The 16,949-nt window shown below is 61.4% G+C and carries 14 protein-coding genes and 4 pseudogenes; 6 read left to right on the top strand and 12 right to left on the bottom strand.

Features of this window, described 5'->3' with window-relative positions:
• A pseudogene (locus ACX3P1_RS26395) lies at positions 1-182 on the top strand (IS21 family transposase); the annotation flags it as partial.
• On the opposite strand, the pseudogene ACX3P1_RS26390 reads toward ACX3P1_RS26395, so the two are convergent.
• The 10 genes and pseudogenes from ACX3P1_RS26390 to ACX3P1_RS26345 all read right to left on the bottom strand — a co-directional run.
• Positions 178-451 (bottom strand): annotated as a pseudogene (locus tag ACX3P1_RS26390) (OB-fold nucleic acid binding domain-containing protein); the annotation flags it as partial. The pseudogenes ACX3P1_RS26395 and ACX3P1_RS26390 sit on opposite strands and share 5 nt — an antisense overlap.
• 5 nt (positions 452-456) lie before the next feature.
• Entirely contained in the window at positions 457-1,809 is a 1,353-nt protein-coding gene (locus ACX3P1_RS26385; RefSeq protein WP_459082519.1) for a PQQ-dependent sugar dehydrogenase, read from the bottom strand.
• Positions 1,810-1,839: 30 nt separating this feature from the next.
• Positions 1,840-2,928, bottom strand: a complete 1,089-nt coding sequence (locus ACX3P1_RS26380) for a c-type cytochrome (RefSeq protein ID WP_459082518.1) — start codon at positions 2,926-2,928, stop codon at positions 1,840-1,842.
• Positions 2,925-3,548 (bottom strand): cytochrome c oxidase assembly protein, encoded by a 624-nt coding sequence (locus ACX3P1_RS26375; protein WP_459082517.1) that lies wholly within the window; start codon positions 3,546-3,548, stop codon positions 2,925-2,927. Before ACX3P1_RS26375 ends, ACX3P1_RS26380 begins: the two co-directional genes overlap by 4 nt.
• On the bottom strand, positions 3,545-3,925 hold the full coding sequence (locus tag ACX3P1_RS26370; protein WP_459082516.1) for a hypothetical protein: 381 nt from the start codon (positions 3,923-3,925) through the stop codon (positions 3,545-3,547). Before ACX3P1_RS26370 ends, ACX3P1_RS26375 begins: the two co-directional genes overlap by 4 nt.
• A 1-nt stretch (position 3,926) precedes the next feature.
• Positions 3,927-6,443 carry a cytochrome c oxidase subunit I gene (ctaD, locus tag ACX3P1_RS26365; protein ID WP_459082515.1) on the bottom strand — a complete coding sequence of 839 codons (2,517 nt, stop codon included), beginning with the start codon at positions 6,441-6,443 and terminating at the stop codon, positions 3,927-3,929.
• Positions 6,440-7,456: a cytochrome c oxidase subunit II gene (gene coxB / locus ACX3P1_RS26360; RefSeq protein WP_459082514.1), complete on the bottom strand. Its 1,017-nt coding sequence runs from the start codon at positions 7,454-7,456 to the stop codon at positions 6,440-6,442. The genes ctaD and coxB overlap by 4 nt, the downstream gene beginning before the upstream one ends.
• 58 nt (positions 7,457-7,514) lie before the next feature.
• The gene (locus tag ACX3P1_RS26355; RefSeq protein WP_459082513.1) at positions 7,515-7,643 is read right to left on the bottom strand and encodes a hypothetical protein; all 129 of its coding nucleotides are present in this window, start codon (positions 7,641-7,643) and stop codon (positions 7,515-7,517) included.
• A 152-nt stretch (positions 7,644-7,795) separates the two neighbouring features.
• A pseudogene (locus tag ACX3P1_RS26350) lies at positions 7,796-8,934 on the bottom strand (IS3 family transposase).
• A 67-nt stretch (positions 8,935-9,001) separates the two neighbouring features.
• Positions 9,002-9,433, bottom strand: coding sequence for a PAS domain S-box protein (locus ACX3P1_RS26345; RefSeq protein WP_459082512.1), 432 nt, complete (start codon positions 9,431-9,433; stop codon positions 9,002-9,004).
• Positions 9,434-9,743: 310 nt separating this feature from the next.
• Here ACX3P1_RS26345 and ACX3P1_RS26340 point away from each other — a divergent pair, with 310 nt between their 5' ends.
• From ACX3P1_RS26340 to ACX3P1_RS26320, 5 genes are all read left to right on the top strand, one after another.
• The gene (locus tag ACX3P1_RS26340; protein WP_459082511.1) at positions 9,744-11,246 is read left to right on the top strand and encodes an FAD-dependent monooxygenase; all 1,503 of its coding nucleotides are present in this window, start codon (positions 9,744-9,746) and stop codon (positions 11,244-11,246) included.
• A gap of 121 nt (positions 11,247-11,367) precedes the next feature.
• Complete coding sequence (locus ACX3P1_RS26335) at positions 11,368-11,577, top strand: CsbD family protein (protein ID WP_459082510.1); 210 nt, start codon at positions 11,368-11,370, stop codon at positions 11,575-11,577.
• A 298-nt stretch (positions 11,578-11,875) separates the two neighbouring features.
• The gene (gene kaiC, locus ACX3P1_RS26330; protein WP_459082509.1) at positions 11,876-13,588 is read left to right on the top strand and encodes a circadian clock protein KaiC; all 1,713 of its coding nucleotides are present in this window, start codon (positions 11,876-11,878) and stop codon (positions 13,586-13,588) included.
• Positions 13,585-13,884, top strand: coding sequence for a circadian clock KaiB family protein (locus ACX3P1_RS26325; RefSeq protein ID WP_459082508.1), 300 nt, complete (start codon positions 13,585-13,587; stop codon positions 13,882-13,884). The genes kaiC and ACX3P1_RS26325 overlap by 4 nt, the downstream gene beginning before the upstream one ends.
• The gene (locus tag ACX3P1_RS26320) at positions 13,877-15,352 is read left to right on the top strand and encodes an HWE histidine kinase domain-containing protein (RefSeq protein WP_459082507.1); all 1,476 of its coding nucleotides are present in this window, start codon (positions 13,877-13,879) and stop codon (positions 15,350-15,352) included. Before ACX3P1_RS26325 ends, ACX3P1_RS26320 begins: the two co-directional genes overlap by 8 nt.
• A gap of 491 nt (positions 15,353-15,843) precedes the next feature.
• On the opposite strand, the gene ACX3P1_RS26315 is transcribed toward ACX3P1_RS26320, so the two are convergent.
• Together ACX3P1_RS26315 and ACX3P1_RS26310 are read right to left on the bottom strand one after the other, a co-directional pair.
• Positions 15,844-16,224, bottom strand: a complete 381-nt coding sequence (locus ACX3P1_RS26315; RefSeq protein ID WP_459082506.1) for a LysR substrate-binding domain-containing protein — start codon at positions 16,222-16,224, stop codon at positions 15,844-15,846.
• Between the two features lie 23 nt (positions 16,225-16,247).
• Positions 16,248-16,910 (bottom strand): annotated as a pseudogene (locus ACX3P1_RS26310) (IS6 family transposase).
• Positions 16,911-16,949: the final 39 nt, after the last annotated feature.

The raw sequence follows: 16,949 nt of genomic DNA, 5'->3' as shown, positions 1-16,949 counted from the left end.
CATCAAAGCTGGCTCCCCATGAATCACGCATTCAGCGCCATGGGAATCCCAAAAATCACGATTCTACCAAAGTAGTGCTCAGAGAACTGAAGCGCAAGGGCGTGACGCTGACGCTGCTTTGGCAGGAATATCGCGGCGCCCATCCCGACGGTTATGGCTACACTTGGTTCTGCGACAGGTTTCCGGAAAGCCGTAGCTGCCGGATATTCAAACTGTGAGAACGTCTTCTCCGCGAAGGCGGGTTCTTACCCCCGGTCGACCATGCCCTGGATGAGCTTGGTCTTAAACGCACTGACACCGCCCGTGAACTTGAAAGTGGCCATGGACTCCGAAGTGTGTCGGCTTCGCCCGGCGTGAACACGGCGCGCTCGATCGCGACGTACATCGCCTGCTCTTGGAGGAGGAGTAGGCGCAAGAGCACTAGAATCAAAGATGGTGTGTCGACTGAGATGCAGTTCAGTTCCCAACCGGTGTGACGCGCCAGATCCTGTTGCCGACATCGTCGGCAACCAGCAACGCGCCGTCGGCGGCGATCTTCACGCCGACCGGACGGCCGAGCGCCACGTCGTTTCGCACGTCGAGGAATCCCGTTAGGATATCGCGCGGAGGGCCGGCCGGCTTGCCGCCGCTGAACGGCACGAAGATCACCTTGTAGCCGCTGCGCGGCATGCGGTTCCACGAACCGTGCTGGCCGACAAAGGCACCGTTCTTTAGGTCTGCGCCCAGCAGGTCGCCCTCGTTGAAGGTCAGGCCGAGCGATGCCGTGTGCGGCCCGAGCGCATAGTCGGGCTTCAGAGCCTTCGCCACCAGCGCCGGGTCCTGCGGTTGGACGCGTGCATCTACATGCTGGCCGTAATAGCTGTACGGCCAGCCATAGAACGCGCCGTCCTTCACTGAGGTCATGTAGTCGGGCACGAGGTCGCTGCCGATCTCGTCGCGCTCATTGACCGCGACCCACAATTCGCCGCTCTCGGGATTCCACGACAGGCCGTTCGGATTGCGCAGGCCCGACGCGAACAGCCGGCTCTGCTTGGTCGCGAGATCGATCTCCAGCACCGCGGCGCGGTTGACCTCCTCGTCCATGCCGTTCTCGCCGATATTGGAGTTCGAGCCGACCGTCGCATATAGCTTGGTGCCGTCCTCGCTGGCGATGACGTCCTTTGTCCAGTGATGGTTGCGCTGTGCGGGAAGGTCGACGATGTGCTCGGCCGGCGCGGTGATCTCCGTCGCACCGTCCGTGTAGGGAAACGCCACGATTGCATCGGCGTTGGCGACGTAAAGCTTGCCATTGAGAAGAGCCATGCCGAAGGGCGAGTTCAGGCCAGTCAGGAACGCAGTCTTTGTCTCCGCGACACCGTCGCCGTCCTGGTCGCGTAGCAGCGAGATGCGGTTGGCGCTCGGCACTTCCGCGCCGGCCTTGCTCATGAAGACGCCCATGAAAAAGCCACGGATGCTGAAACCGCCTTCCTTCCCTTCTGGCGGCTTCGATTCCGGCTTGTTGCTCTCGGCGACGAGAACGTCGCCGTTCGGCAGGACATGGATCATGCGCGGATGGTCGAGACCGGCGGCGAATTCGTTGACCTTGAAGCCCGACGCCGCGGTCGGCATCGTCCCGTTCGGGAAGGGCGTGGCTTTCGCGACATGGACCGTTGGCAACAGCGTCGGATTCGGCTCCGCCAGCACGGGATCTGGACCGTAGGTGTCCTCGATCGCCACGGTCGCTTCCTCGCGTGACAGGAAGAACACCGCCGCGCCGGCAACCACCACCACGACGATGACGGCGAGAAGGGCAAGAAGCAGCGTTTTCATGGGAAATTCCTCAAGACACGGCGATATGGCTTAACGCCGCCCGTCCACTTCAGTTGCGGGCGAGATGGGCAAAGCGGAGAAATAGTCGGCAAGTGCGGTGATATCCGCGTCTGTCAGGCCCTTTGCGGCATTCGCCATCAGGTGATGGAAGGGGGTGCCGCCGCGCGTGCCGGAGCGAAACAGGTGCAACTGGCTGGCGATGTATTCCGCCTTCTGCCGGGCGATGCGTGGATAGAGCGGGTTCGCTTTTTCCATCCCGTGACAGCCGAGGCAGGCCGGCACGCCGTCCCGCGGGATACCCGCGCGGGCGATCTCTGCGCCTCTAGACTCGTCATCTGCGCCCGTCGCTACACCAAGGGTCGGCGGCAGGGCCGCGAAGTACCGCGCCAGTTCGGGCAATAGCGCGGGATCGACGGCGTCGGACGCGACGCCCATGATCCCGCTTGCGCGGCGCTCGTCGACATAGGCGCGCAGGCTTTCCAGCAGATAGGCTTCGCTCTGCCCGGTCAGCAGCGGCGTCATCGGGCTGCGTCCGACGCCGTCCGCTCCATGACACCGGCTGCACTCGGTGATGGCGGCGTCTAGCGTTGTCGGGTGCAGTTCGGGCGGCTCGCCGCCATAGGCGAGGTTGCGATACTGCGCCGCGTCCATCGACGGCAGGTCGCGCAGGAAGGCGACCATCGCCCAGACCTCGTCGCCGCGGTCCTGCGTCGGCCAGGCAGGCATGCCGGTGAACCTTATGCCATGCATGACGATGCGGTACAGTTCGGCGTCGTTCCATTCCGAGACCTTGCCGCGCAGGTCCGGTGGTTGCGGCAGCATCCGCATCATGACTTGCGTCCGCGGTTCGCCCGGCGCGCCATGGCAGATCGCGCAGCCGCGCGCGTAGTGGCCCGCCGCCGGCTGGATCGACTCGTTCGGAAGGCGCTCCGGCGGATCGACCGCGAGCGCATAGGTGCGCACCGCCGAGCGCATGGCGAAATGCAGGAACCAGTCGGTGATCTTCCAATGCCCGCTCGACGCGCCGACATTGAAGAAGCCGATCCAGGCGAAGATCAGCCCCGCGATCGGCAGGATCGCCAGCGTGATTGCGATATGCTTCCAGTGGATGCGCATCATGTCGCCACCCTCGCGGGTTCGCGCAGCGCGCGCGCCAGCAGCGCGACGCCGCCGGCCAGATAAACCGCCGCGCCGATCAGCAGCATTACCACGCCACCCAGTTCCTGGTCCTGCGCCGCCGTCAGCGTCACGCCGAAGCAGGTCACGTCGCCGAGGCCATAGAGCGGCCGTGGACTGAGCGCCAGCAGCGCGCCGAGCAGCGTCATGTGAACCGATGTCAGCAGCAGCCCGAACGCCCCGGACAGTGCACTCTTCGCGCCCTCGCTGCCGATGCAGACGATCCAGAGCAGCAGTCCTCCCGCAAGGAACGATGCCTGTTCCGCAACGCCCGCCAACCCCGAACGCTCGACCAGGGCGCGCGCGGCCGGCGCGTGCCAGCCCCAGACGATCAGCAGTTCGAGCAGCGAGGCGACCACCGGCAAGGCGGCGAGCGAATGCATCCCGAGCCTGCGCCAGATCGCGTCCGGGAGACCGATGGCGATCAGCGGCGCGGCGATCGCCACGACGCCCATATGCGCCAGCATGTGAGCGGTGAACGACTGGCGCCAGTCGCCCAGCAGGGGACCGAGCCAGATCAGCGCCAGCAGGAAGAGGCCCGCGATAAGCGAGACGCGCCTCATCGCACGCACTCCGCGATGAACAGTGCCGGCAGCGCGACGAAGATCACCGCGACGAAGCTGAGACAGGACAGGAGAAGCGTGGCGAAACCTTGAAAATGCCGGCGGTCGGTCGGGGTTGGATGGTCATGCGGCGGCTCGTCCGATCCGAATCCCCATTGCCGCCAGGCGAGGAAGCCGGACAGCGCGATCAGCACCAATGCCACCAACGTACCCGCCGCGATGGCGATGCGGACGGCTTCGAGGCTCGCATCCAATTCCGCCTGCTTGGCGCAGAAGATCGCGACGGTGACGTAGCAGAACAGGAAATGCAGCGCCCAGATCACCGGCGCGGTGAACAGCGTCCAGAGCGTCTCGATCTCTTTCGGGACGATCCGCATCTCAGCCCGCCAGCGGAAACAGGCCGACGACCACGAAGGTCGTGAAGGCGGTGACAAGCATGAAATGCCAGTAGAGCGCGACATTGTGGATATCGATGTCATGTGCCTGCGTCAGCCGTCCGGCAAAGCTGCCGGCGAGGCAATAGAGTTGCATCACTGCGCCCACCGTTCCGTGGACGAGCGTCCAGATCACCAGCACCCAGACGATCGCCGGATAGACATGCGCGGTCGGGTCCATGGCGTGCGACCACGGGCCGTTGAAGCCGGCGAGCGAGGCGAGGACGGTGAACACGGTCGCTGCCGCAAGCGATCCGCGCATGCCCCAAATCCGGCCGGCGTTGTTCAGTTCGCGCGCAGCCACCGTCGCGGCCCAGGCGGCGGCGAACAGCGCAAGCGCGATCATCGGCCAGACATGGCCCGGACCGGGAATGCCCGCGGTGAAGTCGGAATGAATCGTCCAGTAGAAGAAGTAGCCGAAGATGAGGCTGCCGAACGCCGTGCCGTCGCCGATCATGGTGATGAACATCGCCCACCAGCCGACCGACGCTGGTCCTGACGCGTAGAGTGGCAGGCTGAGGCCAAGCCCGGCATCCTTCTCTGGCTTCTCGGGAATCTCCGCCGTGTGCGTCCAGAGCCAGTAGATGATCGCACCGAAGGTCAGCACGCCGAAGCCGATCGTCAGCGCCCACCAGTGGAAGGTCATCGCCACGAACACGCCGCCGAGCGACGCAGCCGCCACCATGCTGCCGATCGATGTCGCGCCGACGCGCAGGATCTGGATTGGTTCGGCGTCGAGCACGCCGGTGATCATGCTCTCGCGCCGGCCCTCCCTGGCGTCCGGCAAATACCATTGCCCGTCGTTCACCTGGCGCGACAGGTCGGGCTGGTCCCACAGCGGATAGCGGCTGGAGACCATTGGGATCGACCGGACGCCCCAGTTTTCCTCCGGCTCGTTGATCCATTCCAGCGTGCCGGCGTTCCAGGGATTGACCTCGCCCTTCGGCTGCCTGTGCTTCGGCCGCAGCACGTCGAACACCACCACCAGCACGCCGGCGGCGGCGATGAATGCGCCGATGGTGGAAACCAGATTGAGCAGGTTGAGGCCGAGCTCGTCCGGATAGGTGAACACCCGCCGCGGCATGCCACGGAGGCCGGTCAGGTGCATTGGGAAGAAGGCGACGTTGAAACCGACGAACATCAGCCAGAAGGCGAGCGTTCCCAGCCGGTCCGACAGTTTTTGCCCGCCGATCAGCGGGTAATAATAATAGATGCCGGCGATGATCGGAAACAGCATGCCGCCGATCAGCACGTAGTGCAGGTGCGCAACGATGAAATAGGTGTCGTGCGCCTGCCAGTCGAACGGCGCCAGCGCCACCATCACGCCGGTCAGACCGCCGATGATGAAGATCGCGATGCCGCCGGTGCCGAACAGCATCGGCGTCGAGAAGATCACCCGGCCGGCCAGCATCGTCGCGAGGAAGACGAAGATCTGCACGCCGGTCGGGATGGCCACCGCCTCGGATGCGGCGGAGAAGAATGCGAGCGAAATCTGCGGCAGGCCGGTCGCGAACATGTGGTGAACCCACAGTCCGAAGGACAGGAAGCCGGTGCCCACCGCGGCGAGCACGATCCACGAGTAGCCGACGATGGGCCGCTGCGAGAAGGTCGGCACGATCATCGCCATCAGCGCGATCGCCGGCAGGAAGATGATGTAGACCTCGGGGTGGCCGAAAATCCAGAACAGGTGCTGCCACAACAGTGGGTCGCCGCCGCGCGTCGCGTCGAAGAACGGCCAATCGAACATCCGCTCCAGTTCGAACAGGATGTCGCCGGCGATCAGCGGGGGAAAGGCGAACAGGATCATCCCGGCGACGATCAGCAGGTACCAGGCAAACAGCGGCATCAGGTTGATGCGCATGCCTGGCGCCCGGCACTTCATTATACCGACGATCAGCTCGACGGCCGCCGCAATCGAGGCCACCTCGATGAAGGAGAGGCCAAGCAGCCAGATGTCGGCGCCAATGCCGGAAAACTCCTTGTCGGTGGCGAGCGGGGGGTACATGAACCAGCCGGACGAAGGCGCCGCATCGAAGAAGATCGAACCGCAGACGAAGACACCACCGATTAAGAAGCTCCAGAAGCCGAACGCGCCTAGCCGTGGGAATGGCAGTTCGCGCGCGCCCAGCATCGGCGGCAGCAGGAAGATCGCCACCGCCTCGAAGATCGGCACGGCGAACAGGAACATCATTACCGTGCCATGCAGCGTGAAGGCCTGATTGTAGAAATCGGCAGACACGAGGTCGTTGTCCGGCACCGCCAGTTGCAGGCGCACGATCAGCGCCAGCACGCCGGCGAACAGCATGAAGGCGAAGGCCGCACCCGCGTACCAGAGGCCAATCTGCGTGTTGTTGACGCTGGTCCAGTAGCGCCAGCCACTTGGCGCGGCCCATACGGTGCGCAGCTGCTCCTCCTGCGCCAGGCGCTCGGTGTCGGGCAAACGGGGCGCCGGCTCGGTCATTGCAGCCCTTTCAGATAGGCGGCGATCGCCGCGATCTCCGCTTCCGGCAGCATGCCGAACGCCGGCATCTTCGATCCGGGCTTGATCGTGTCCGGCGCGGCGATGAAGCGCGAGATCGTCTCTTCCGTATTCGGCAAGATTCCAGCCCCCAGCGTCAGGCGGGAGGCGAGATGCGACAGGTCGGGGCCGAGCGTCCCTTGCGCTTCCGTGCCGTCGACCCGGTGGCAGGCGCCGCAGCCATTGCGCAGGAACGCCTCCTCACCGGCAGTCGCACCGGCGGACGGCTTCGCCTCGCCGGCGATCCATGCGTCGAATTCGCCCCGCTCCATCGCCACGGCCGCGAACGCCATCAGCGCATGCGACGTGCCGCAATATTCGGCGCAGGGCGCGCGGTATGTTCCGGTCTTCGTTGCCAGCAGCGACAGGCGGTTGGTCCGACCGGGGATCATGTCCATCTTGCCGCCAAGCGCTGGAATCCAGAACGAATGGATGACATCGTCGCTGTTCAACGCAAACGCAACGCGCGCTCCGACCGGCAGCCTGATCTCATTCGCCGACGAGACCGTCTCGCCACCGGGCAAATGATAGACGACCTTCCACCAGAACTGCTTGCCGGTGACCTCGATGCGCAATGCCGGCTCGCCAGCGTTTGCAAACGGCCTCAGCCCAGGCATCAGCCACAGGGCGTAGGACAGCAGCAGAAGCAGGGTGACCACCGGAAAGACCACGCCACCCCAGATGATGAAGCGGCGCGCGGCCGCCTCGCCGATCGACGCGCTGCGCCGGCGCGAAGCAAACACGAACCCGCCAACCACGACGGCCCAGATGACCGCGCCACCAGCGACCATCGCCCAGAACAGCGTGGCGACCTCTTCGCTTTCGGCTCCGCCCGGCACAAGGGAGGATTGCGGTCCGGCGCAGCCGGACAGGAACGCCATCCCCGAGAGGATCGGGGCGACGTAAGGGTATCGGGTTACGTCTGGAAGCGTTGCTCGTCCGATGGAAACCCCCACGTCTGCGCCGCACAATGGCCTCAAGCGCGAACTCGCTAAGGTGGAAAAGGTTCCGCCGTCAGGATACGCCGGGATAGGTCGATTGCAGCAGTAGCCGCGCCAGATGCGTCGCGTTGCTCACCGCCATCTCGATCGTCTCGCTGACCTTGTCGGGAATCTTGTCGAGATCGACGGCTCGCAGTGGCAACTCGTCTATGCTTCGACGCCGAATGCCGCTTCAACCGTCGTCATTAGCTATACGCTTTCACGACGATTCAAGCCGCGAAGCGACCTCAATGAAGAGGTGGCTCGGTTTGTTTGAACAGTTTCTGAGGTATCGCTAAGTGGGTTTCTGCCTAGTTAAGCCGCCATCGGGATTGATGACAGCGCATTGAAGTAAGCCTGGTCCGGTGTCTGCCGATCAAGGCTCGAATGGGGTCGGCGGGCGTTGTAGAAGTGGTCGATGTATCGTCCGAGCGAAGCCCTCGCCTCCGGCACGCTGGCATACGCTCGCAGATAGACCTCCTTGTGTTTGATGGTCTACCAGAGCCGCTCGACGAACACGTTGTCCCGCCAGGCACCTTTGCCGTCCATGCTGATGGCAATTTCGTGCTTCTTCAGCACGTCAGTGAAGGCCATGCTGGTAAATTGGCTTCCCTGATCCGAGTTGAAGATATGGGGCTTGCCGTATTTTGCCAACGCCTCCTCGACAGCCTCGATGCAGAACGCCACGTCCATGGTGATCGAGAACCGCCAGGCCAGCACCTTGCGGCTGAACCAATCGACTACGGCCGCGAGATAGACGAAGCCGCGCGCCATCGGGACATACGTGATGTCGATCGCCCAGACCTGGTTAGGCCGAGTGATCGGCAGCTTGCGTAGCAGATACGGGCAGATCTTGTGGCCCGGAGCCGGCTTCGATGTATTCGGCCGCCTATAGATCGCTACGATTCTCATCCGCTTCATCAGCGTCGCCACATGTAGCCGGCCGACATCGAAGCCCTCGCGAACCAGAAAGTCGCGCATCATCCGACTGCCCGCGAACGGGTAATCCTGATGCAACTTGTCGATCCGAAGCATCAACGCCAGATCGGCAGGGGGAACCGGTCGCGGCAGATAATAGACGCTCCCCCGACTGATGCCGAGCGCCGCCGCCTGCTTCCTGACGGGCAAAAGGTGCTGACGGTCGATCATCGTTTTGCGCTCAGCAATCCCGCCTTGGTGAGCGCGCCGGCTAAAAAATCGTTCGTGAGCGTCAACTCTCCGATCTTCGCGTGGAATTCCTTCACATCGATCGGTGCCGGCGCTTCGGCTTTGCTGTCGCCGCCGAAGACCTCGGCAGCCCCTTCCAGAAGCTGCGTACGCCAGGACGTGATCTGATTGGCGTGGATGTCATATTGCTCGGCCAACTCGGACAGCGTCTTCTCGCCCTTGATCGCGGCAAGCGCAACTTTCGCCTTAACGGCCGGGCTGTGGTTCCGGCGCGGTCGTCTGGTCATGGTCTCTCCTGTTCACGGCATCATGCCGATCTCAGGCAGAATTCCACTTATCACCGATGTCCAGATTTCACGAACCACCTCTTAACCTCCAGATCGGTAACGTCCACGGTGAAGCGCGCGTACTGATAAATATGCCATCCTGGAATTGGGGGCTCGACGTCACCTGGACATGTTTGATGGATCCGTTACGGGCGCGCATCCGCACCGGGTGGCGGTGGATATTTTCACCCCGCTTCAAGCGGGTCAAAATTTCGTCGAGAACATGACGATCGCTGTAGAAGTCGGCAAGGTGATGCCCAATGTATTCGTCGGCCCCATATCCCAGAAGCTCCAACTCAGCCTTGTTCGCGCGCTGTATAACGCCATCTGGACCAACAACATGGAGTGCCACGATGCCATTCTCGAAGAAATCTTCGTAGCTGAATTCGCTTTGTATGGAGTCTGTCCGCCGAGGGTTTGCCATGCCTGCGACATCATCAGCCATCTCGGCCTCGTCCATGAAATTTCCCCGTGGCTCCGTTCGCAAGCCGGCGTATCTGATGTAACACGATGTTGGTGCGATTGTTCCCCTACAAAGGCACAAATCCGCGCCGTCAGGCGTATTCTCTTTCGACAGATACTCAAGAATTCAAAGCGCGGTCGTGAAATCTTCCAAACCGGATTGTGGCCGTAATGCCTGTCAGGCCCCTCTCTGTACTTGGTGACGAGGCAGTCAAGTTCAGGAATTGGTGGATCGCGTTTTATCCATTAACTAATGGCTGAAGAGGGCCAGAAGAGATGCCTACGATGATGCCGACCGGAGTGTGGCGATGAGCGAGCTTGCGGTGGTGATCGTTGGCGCAGGCCCGACCGGGCTGATGCTGGCAGGCGAGTTGGCACTGGCAGGCGTCGACGTCGCCATTGTCGAGCGGCGCGTCAGCCCGGAACTCGCCGGCTCCCGCGCGGGTGGGCTTCACGCGCGCACACTCGAGATTTTGGATCAACGCGGCATCGTCGACCGATTCCTGGCGGAGGGGCAGAAGGCCCAGCCCTATGGGTTCGCCGGGATCACGTTCGACATCAGTGCCCTTCCCACAAGGCACAATTACGGGCTCGGGCTGTGGCAGAACCGCATCGAGCGGATACTGGCCGGCTGGGTCGACGAACTCAAGGTGCCGATCCATCGCGGCATTGAGGCGACGGGTTTCGCGCAGGACGGTTCCGGCGTCGATATTGACCTCAGCGATGGTTCGTCGCTGCGGTCGAAATATCTCGTCGGGTGCGATGGCGGTCGCAGTCTGGTCCGCAAGGCCGCCGGCATTGCGTTCCCCGGATCGGATCCGACGACCAGCAATCTGATCGCTGAGGTCGAGTTGGCCGAACCGCCGCCGGAATGGGGAACCCGTCGTGACGAGATCGGCATCCATTCCCTCGGCCGCGTAAAATACGAGATCCGCGACGGCCAGATCATCTACGCAGATAAGGGGCCGGTGCGCGTCCTTGTGACCGAACGGCAGATCGGAGCCACCACTGAGCCCACCCTCGACGACCTTCGTGAAGTGCTCGTGTCCGTCTATGGGACCGATTACGGGGTCCATAGCCCCACCTCGATCTCCCGGTTCACCGATACGGCCCGGCAGGCCGCGGCCTACCGCAAGGGACGGTTACTGATCGCGGGCGACGCCGCCCACATACATCCCCCGGACGGTGGGCTGGGTCTCCAGACCGGCGTGCAGGATGCGGTCAACCTCGGATGGAAACTGGCCCAGGTGGTCAAGGGGACGTCACCAGAAAGCCTCCTCGAGACCTACCACACTGAGCGCCACCCTATCGCTGCCCGCGTGTTGCGTAACACCATGGCCTCAGTCGCGCTGCGCCGCGATGACGATCGCACCAAGGCCGTGCGTGACACGATGGCCGAGTTGCTCTGCATGGACGGGCCGCGCCAGCGATTTGCCGCGATGATGTCGGGGCTCGACATTCACTACGATCTCGGCAAGGGACATCCCCTGCTCGGACGCCGCATGCCCGACCTCGATATCGTTACTGCCAACGGCCCACTACGGGTCTTCAGCCTGCTGCATGACGCCCGGCCGGTGCTCCTCAACTTCGGTGAGCCGGCCGCGCTCGACATCACGCCGTGGGCGGGTCGGGTTCAGTTGGCCGACGCCAGATACGATGGTCCGTGGGAGCTTCCTGCGCTTGGGGCGATAACGGCGCCCACCGTTGTGCTGGTCCGACCTGACGGCTATGTGGCATGGGTTGGAGACCAAGCCTCGCAGGGGATCGCCGAGGCGCTAAGCACTTGGTTCGGGCCGCCTACTGCGGCGTAAACCCGTGGCGGCGGGTTCTCTAGGTATCGTCCGATAAATCCAATTCTTTGACATTCCAAGCGAACAAAAAGACAGGTCGGGCGTTTCTCTCATAGGCGATCCCCGCCTTATGGAGATAACCATGGACTGGAACCGCGTCGAAGGAAACTGGAAGCAGGTAAAGGGCAAGGTCAAGGAACAATGGGGGAAACTGACCGACGACGATCTTGACCAGATCGCAGGCCGGCGCGATCAGCTAGAGGGCAAGATTCAGGAGCGGTACGGCATCGAGAAAGACCTCGCAAAACGCGATGTCGACGACTGGTATGGCGGCCAGACCTGGCTAGACTGATCGGTTCAACCCAGGAGCAATCGACATCCGAAAGTGCCCGACGTCCCTTGACAGAGGCGTCGGGCACTTTCGTTCATGAGAACCAATCAGGAATGGGACCTTTACAACCGAGTTCAGCGATCGCCCGCATACCACGCCCGATCGCTGAAGTCGGTTGGTCCTAGACGACCAAGCAGACGAATATTAGCGATCCCTGTATCGTTAGGGCCGGTAGCCTCTTCCGCGAGGCTGATTTGTTGCCAAGCGAACCGTCCTTCTCTAAGGGTGATGCAACTTATCAGACGAAAGTCGTGCCTCAATGGCAGATGCTTATGGCATTTCGAGATCCCCTACCGGAATTGACGGATTCGATGACCTCACCTTGGGCGGCCTTCCGACTGGCCGGCCAACGCTTGTCTGCGGCGCGGCGGGTTGTGGCAAAACGCTCTTTGCCTCTACGTTTCTCGTGCATGGAGCACGTGAGTGCGACGAGCCGGGCGTCTTCGTCACCTTCGAGGAGCGCCCGATCGACCTCATCAACAATGTTGCTTCGCTTGGTTTCGGGCTCGACAAGCTCATCGCGGACAACAAGATTTACATCGAACACATCGCCATAGATCCAGCAGAACTGGCCGAGATCGGCGAATACGACTTGGAGGGCTTGTTTATCCGGCTCCAGATGGCGGTCGAACAGGTCGGCGCCAAGCGCGTCGTGCTCGATACGATAGAGAGCTTGTTCTCCGCTTTCACCAACCCGGCAATCCTGCGTGCGGAAATCCGCCGTTTGTTCGACTGGCTGAAAGAGCGCGGACTGACCACCGTTATAACCGCCGAGCGTGGCGAGGGGACTTTTACCCGCAGCGGCCTTGAAGAATACGTTTCGGACTGTGTGATCCTGCTCGACCACCGGGTGGAGAACCAGATTTCGACGCGCCGTATGCGGATCGTCAAATATCGTGGCACGGCGCACGGAACCAATGAATACCCGTTCCTCATCGACGAGGATGGTTTCAGCGTGCTTCCGATAAGTTCGATCGGGCTCAATCACACGGTTTCCGACGAACGCATATCCAGCGGCATCTCCGATCTTGACGCGATGCTCAGCGGTGGCGGCTTCCATCGCGGCTCGAGTATCCTGATTTCCGGTGTCGCCGGCTCCGGCAAGAGTTCGGCCGCCGCGAGCTTCATTGATGCCTCGTGCCAGCGCGGCGAAAAGGCGCTGTACTTTTCATTCGAAGAATCGGCGCTCCAGACCGCCCGCAACATGCGCTCCATCGGCATCGATTTGCAGCGGTGGATGAAAAAGGATTTGCTGCGCTATGTGGCGGCTCGGCCGACGCTCTATGGACTGGAGATGCATCTGGCCATCATGGTTCGGGAAGTCGTCAAGTTTCAGCCGAAGCTTGTCGTGCTCGATCCTGTCTCCGCTTTTGTGGCGCCAGACGATACGACGGAAGTGCAGGCCATGCTCCTGCGCATGGTCGATTTTCTTAAGGCGAAGGGGATCACCGCGGTCTTCACGCATCTGGCACACGCCAAGGGCGAGGAGACGCAAACCGAAGCTGGCCTATCTTCGATGATGGATGCCTGGATATTGCTGCTTAATAGAGAGAGCAACGGCGAATTCAATCGGGAACTTTATCTGCTCAAGGCGCGCGGCATGCAGCATTCCAATCAGGTGCGCGAGTTCGCCATGAGCGAGAAAGGCATCGAATTGCGCGAACCGTATCTCGGAGAGGGCGGTGCGTTGACGGGTTCGTCGCGGCGTGCGTTCGAGGCAAAGACCAACCGCGAGAAGACTGTCCGCGCTGCCGAGCTTTCCCGCTTGCAGCAGCAACTCGATCATCGTCGCAGGAAACTCGAAGCGCAGATCGAATTGCTTAAGACCGATCTTACGTCCGATGAGATGGAACTTGAGCGCATGATCGAAACCGAGACTGCCTATCTGGCGCAACTCGATATCGACGAGAGTGAAATGCGCCGCAGCCGTAAGGATGACGGCGCCCCAGTGAAGAAACGTAAATCAAAATGACCGAGCAAGACAGCAACCGACGCAAGTTGGTGCTCTACGTCGCCGGTCAGACACCCAAGTCGCTGGCGGCGATCGCCAACCTCAAGCGCATCTGCGCGGAGCATCTGGATGCCCAATATATCGTCGAAGTGGTCGATCTGAAGCAGAATCCGATGCTCGCGCGCGAGCACGGCATCGTGGCGATCCCCACATTGGTGCGCCAGCTTCCCGTGCCGATCCGCAAGATCATCGGTGATCTTTCGGACACGCAAAAGGTGCTCGTCCACCTCGATATGAGCGGCATTCCTCATGAGTGACCCCGTCAAAGGAAGTGGCCATCACGCAGGCCCTTCCAATGAGGCCGAGGAAACACTGCGCGCAATCCGCGAAGGCGAAGTCGACGCCCTCGTCATCCGCCGGGCCATGACGGAGGAGGTCTTTTCCCTGCAAGGCTGGGACGATTCGTACCGCGCCTTCATGGAAACGATGGACCACGGCGCAGCGGCCTTGGGCGCGCATAGCGAAGTGCTCTATGCCAACACCGTCTTCTGCCAGTTTTTGGGAAAGCCTTTGTCGGCGTGCCAGGGAGAGTCCTTGCTCGACGTCCTGCCGGGGACGGTTCGTCCGACGATTGGGGACCTGTTGGAGGATGCACGAACGGAAAAGCAGACGGCGGAGATTTCGCTGGAAAACGAGGGGGAAAAGCAGTTTTTCCTGGTCTCGGCGGCACCGTTCAACACCGGAGTCGTGTCAGGGTTCGCGCTGACCCTGACCGATCTGACCGACCGCGTGCGGGCGGAAAAGAGTTCGGCTTCGGAGCGAGCTGCCCGCGCCATCATCGCCTCGGCGAACGAAGCCGTGGTTGTGTGCGACAACGATGGCCGGATAACCCATGTGAATGCCGCCATGCTCGCCATCCGCGAGGGCGAACTCATCGGTGAACTCTTTGGCGAGGCCGTAAAGCTGACGTTTCCGGCGGTCTCCGGTATTGCGAATTCCGACGATCTGATCTCCACGGTTGTGAACGGAGGGACTTTGCAGGGCATCGAAGCTCATGCGCCGGATGCGCCGCGCGTCAAGGACGTTTTGATCAGCGCCGCGCCCCTTACACATGAAGGAGAAGCAATCAACGGTTGCGTCATCACCCTAGTTGACCTGTCGCAGCGCAAGGTCACGGAAAAGCAGCAACTGCTGATGATGGGTGAGCTTGACCATCGCGTCAAAAATACACTGGCCCTGGTGCTGTCCATATCCAACCGGACGCTTTCCAAGGAAGATACCTTGGAAGGCTTTCACAAGTCGTTTTCCGGGCGCATTCAATCACTCGCCGCCACTCATAATCTGCTGGCGGACAAAGCATGGACAAACCTGACCGTCGCGGATGTCGTCAAAACCGAGTTGGCGCCGTTTGTCTCACTCGACAATAGCCGTGTTCAGCTTGAACAACTCGGTATCGGGATCACACCCCGCGCAGCCATCGCGCTGGGCATGACCATTCACGAATTGGCGACCAACGCTGTCAAATATGGAGTCCTTTCAACGGAGACTGGCAAGCTTTGTTTGCACGCGCAGCGGGATACCGAGTCCTTGAAGCTGGACTGGATCGAAAGCGGCGGGCCGCCAGTAAAGGAACCTCAACGAAAGGGCTTCGGGCGAACCGTGATCGGGCGAAGCCTGCAATATTCTCCCAACGGTGGCGCGGATCTGGATTTCCATCCTGAAGGGGTCAGGTGTTCGATCCGGATTCCCATCGAGGATGTCGTTGAACTCCGTAAACATCGATAGGTTCGCTACTTCCGAAGGCGTGATCGCGCTGTCGGATACAAGTTGCAGACTGCGAGGCACGCGGCCTGTGAGCAGCGCGTCAAATCACTGGTCGTTATTTCGATGGTCGTTTTCTTCTCGACTTTAGTGGTGCGCCTGCATCAGGCGCACCAAGGCCGGGCCGATAGGGGGACGATTAGCCCCCATTGCCACGTTGCCAAACGCCTTCGTCTCTACCGCCGCAGCCGGGGCTGTTGTCGTGCGTAGCGTTCAGTTCCACAAGCTACGTATCGCAGGTTCTACACTGCAATTTTATGCGACTTTCGGCGCACGAAACGTGAGCATTCGAAAGCTACTGTGTTGGTTTCAAACTCGCCACTTTGAGGGCAACTTGGCGCCAAGAGCGGCTATCGGAACCGGGCGGTTTTGGGATGAGTAGCGCGGAAAGCCGCCCTTCCGCCCTAGGCCTCTTTCCAGTTGTTCGACACTTAACACGATTTCGCCAGAAGCGGTCATTCGTCTTCGAGGTTCTGCGACAATCGGTCGATGAACAGACGGACCCGAGCTGGCAGGTGGCGTCGATTCGGGTAAAGGACGGAGATGGGCACTTCACGCATTGGATGACCGATGAGAACCGCAACGAGGCGCCCGGTCGCTAGATCGTCGGCCACGAGAAACCGAGGAAGATGGGCGATGCCGAAGCCCGCGACAACCATGTCGCGGATCGCCTCAGCACTGTCGGAGTTACGTGTCCCGGCCCCACGATCTGAACCGTGGCCTGCGACGACGCCGCAACTGTCCAACGCATTGCTTCGCCGCGACTGCCGAAATGGAGGCGGTCGTGATCGGCGAGTTCCTCCAGAGGTTCTGTCGCAAATCCTGCTGCTGGTCACGAGAGGAGCTATGTGCGCAGGGCTCAGGCGGTGAGGATCTCGAATTGCTCGGCGATTGACGGACGTAGATTGTAGGCAAACCTCGCCTGTCGGTTGCGCATCATGTGCACCATCTCAATGCCGGAGAGAATGATCTCAGCGCTTGCCATCGACTTGAAGCCGAGCATCGGTCGTATGCGGCGCTTGATGCGCCTGTGATCCTGTTCGATCCGATTGTTGAAGTATTTGCTCTTTCGGATACGGATCGGCTTTAGTGAACGTCGCGACCGATCCCGCAGACGGTTTTCGGCATCACAGGAGATGATAGCCTCGTGATTGGTCTGGCTGCCGTCGATGACGATGCGCTCCGGTCAGCTGTGGCGCGCGAATGCCTTCCGAAAAAAGCGTTTGGCTGCCAGCAGGTCACGGTTTTCGCTGAACAAGAACTCGATCGTGTCGCCGACACTGTCGATGGCACGGTAAAGATACGTCCACTGACCGCGCACCTTGATGTAGGTTTCGTCCATATGCCACTTGATGCCGATGGCACGCTTGCGCCGGTTGAAGCGCTCCAGAAGCTGAGGCGAGAAGTGAACGACCCAGCGGTGAACAGTCGAATGATCGACGTTCAGGCCGCGCTCGGCCATCATCTCTTCCAGATCGCGCAAGCTCAGAGTCGGACTCGAAAAGGCTTCAACTACATCCATATCTTGCAAGGCGTCTGGTGAGCATGCGGATATGGGCGA

The sequence above is a fragment of the Mesorhizobium sp. A623 genome (assembly GCF_054489405.1).
This window is presented reverse-complemented; position numbering and strand designations above follow the sequence as displayed.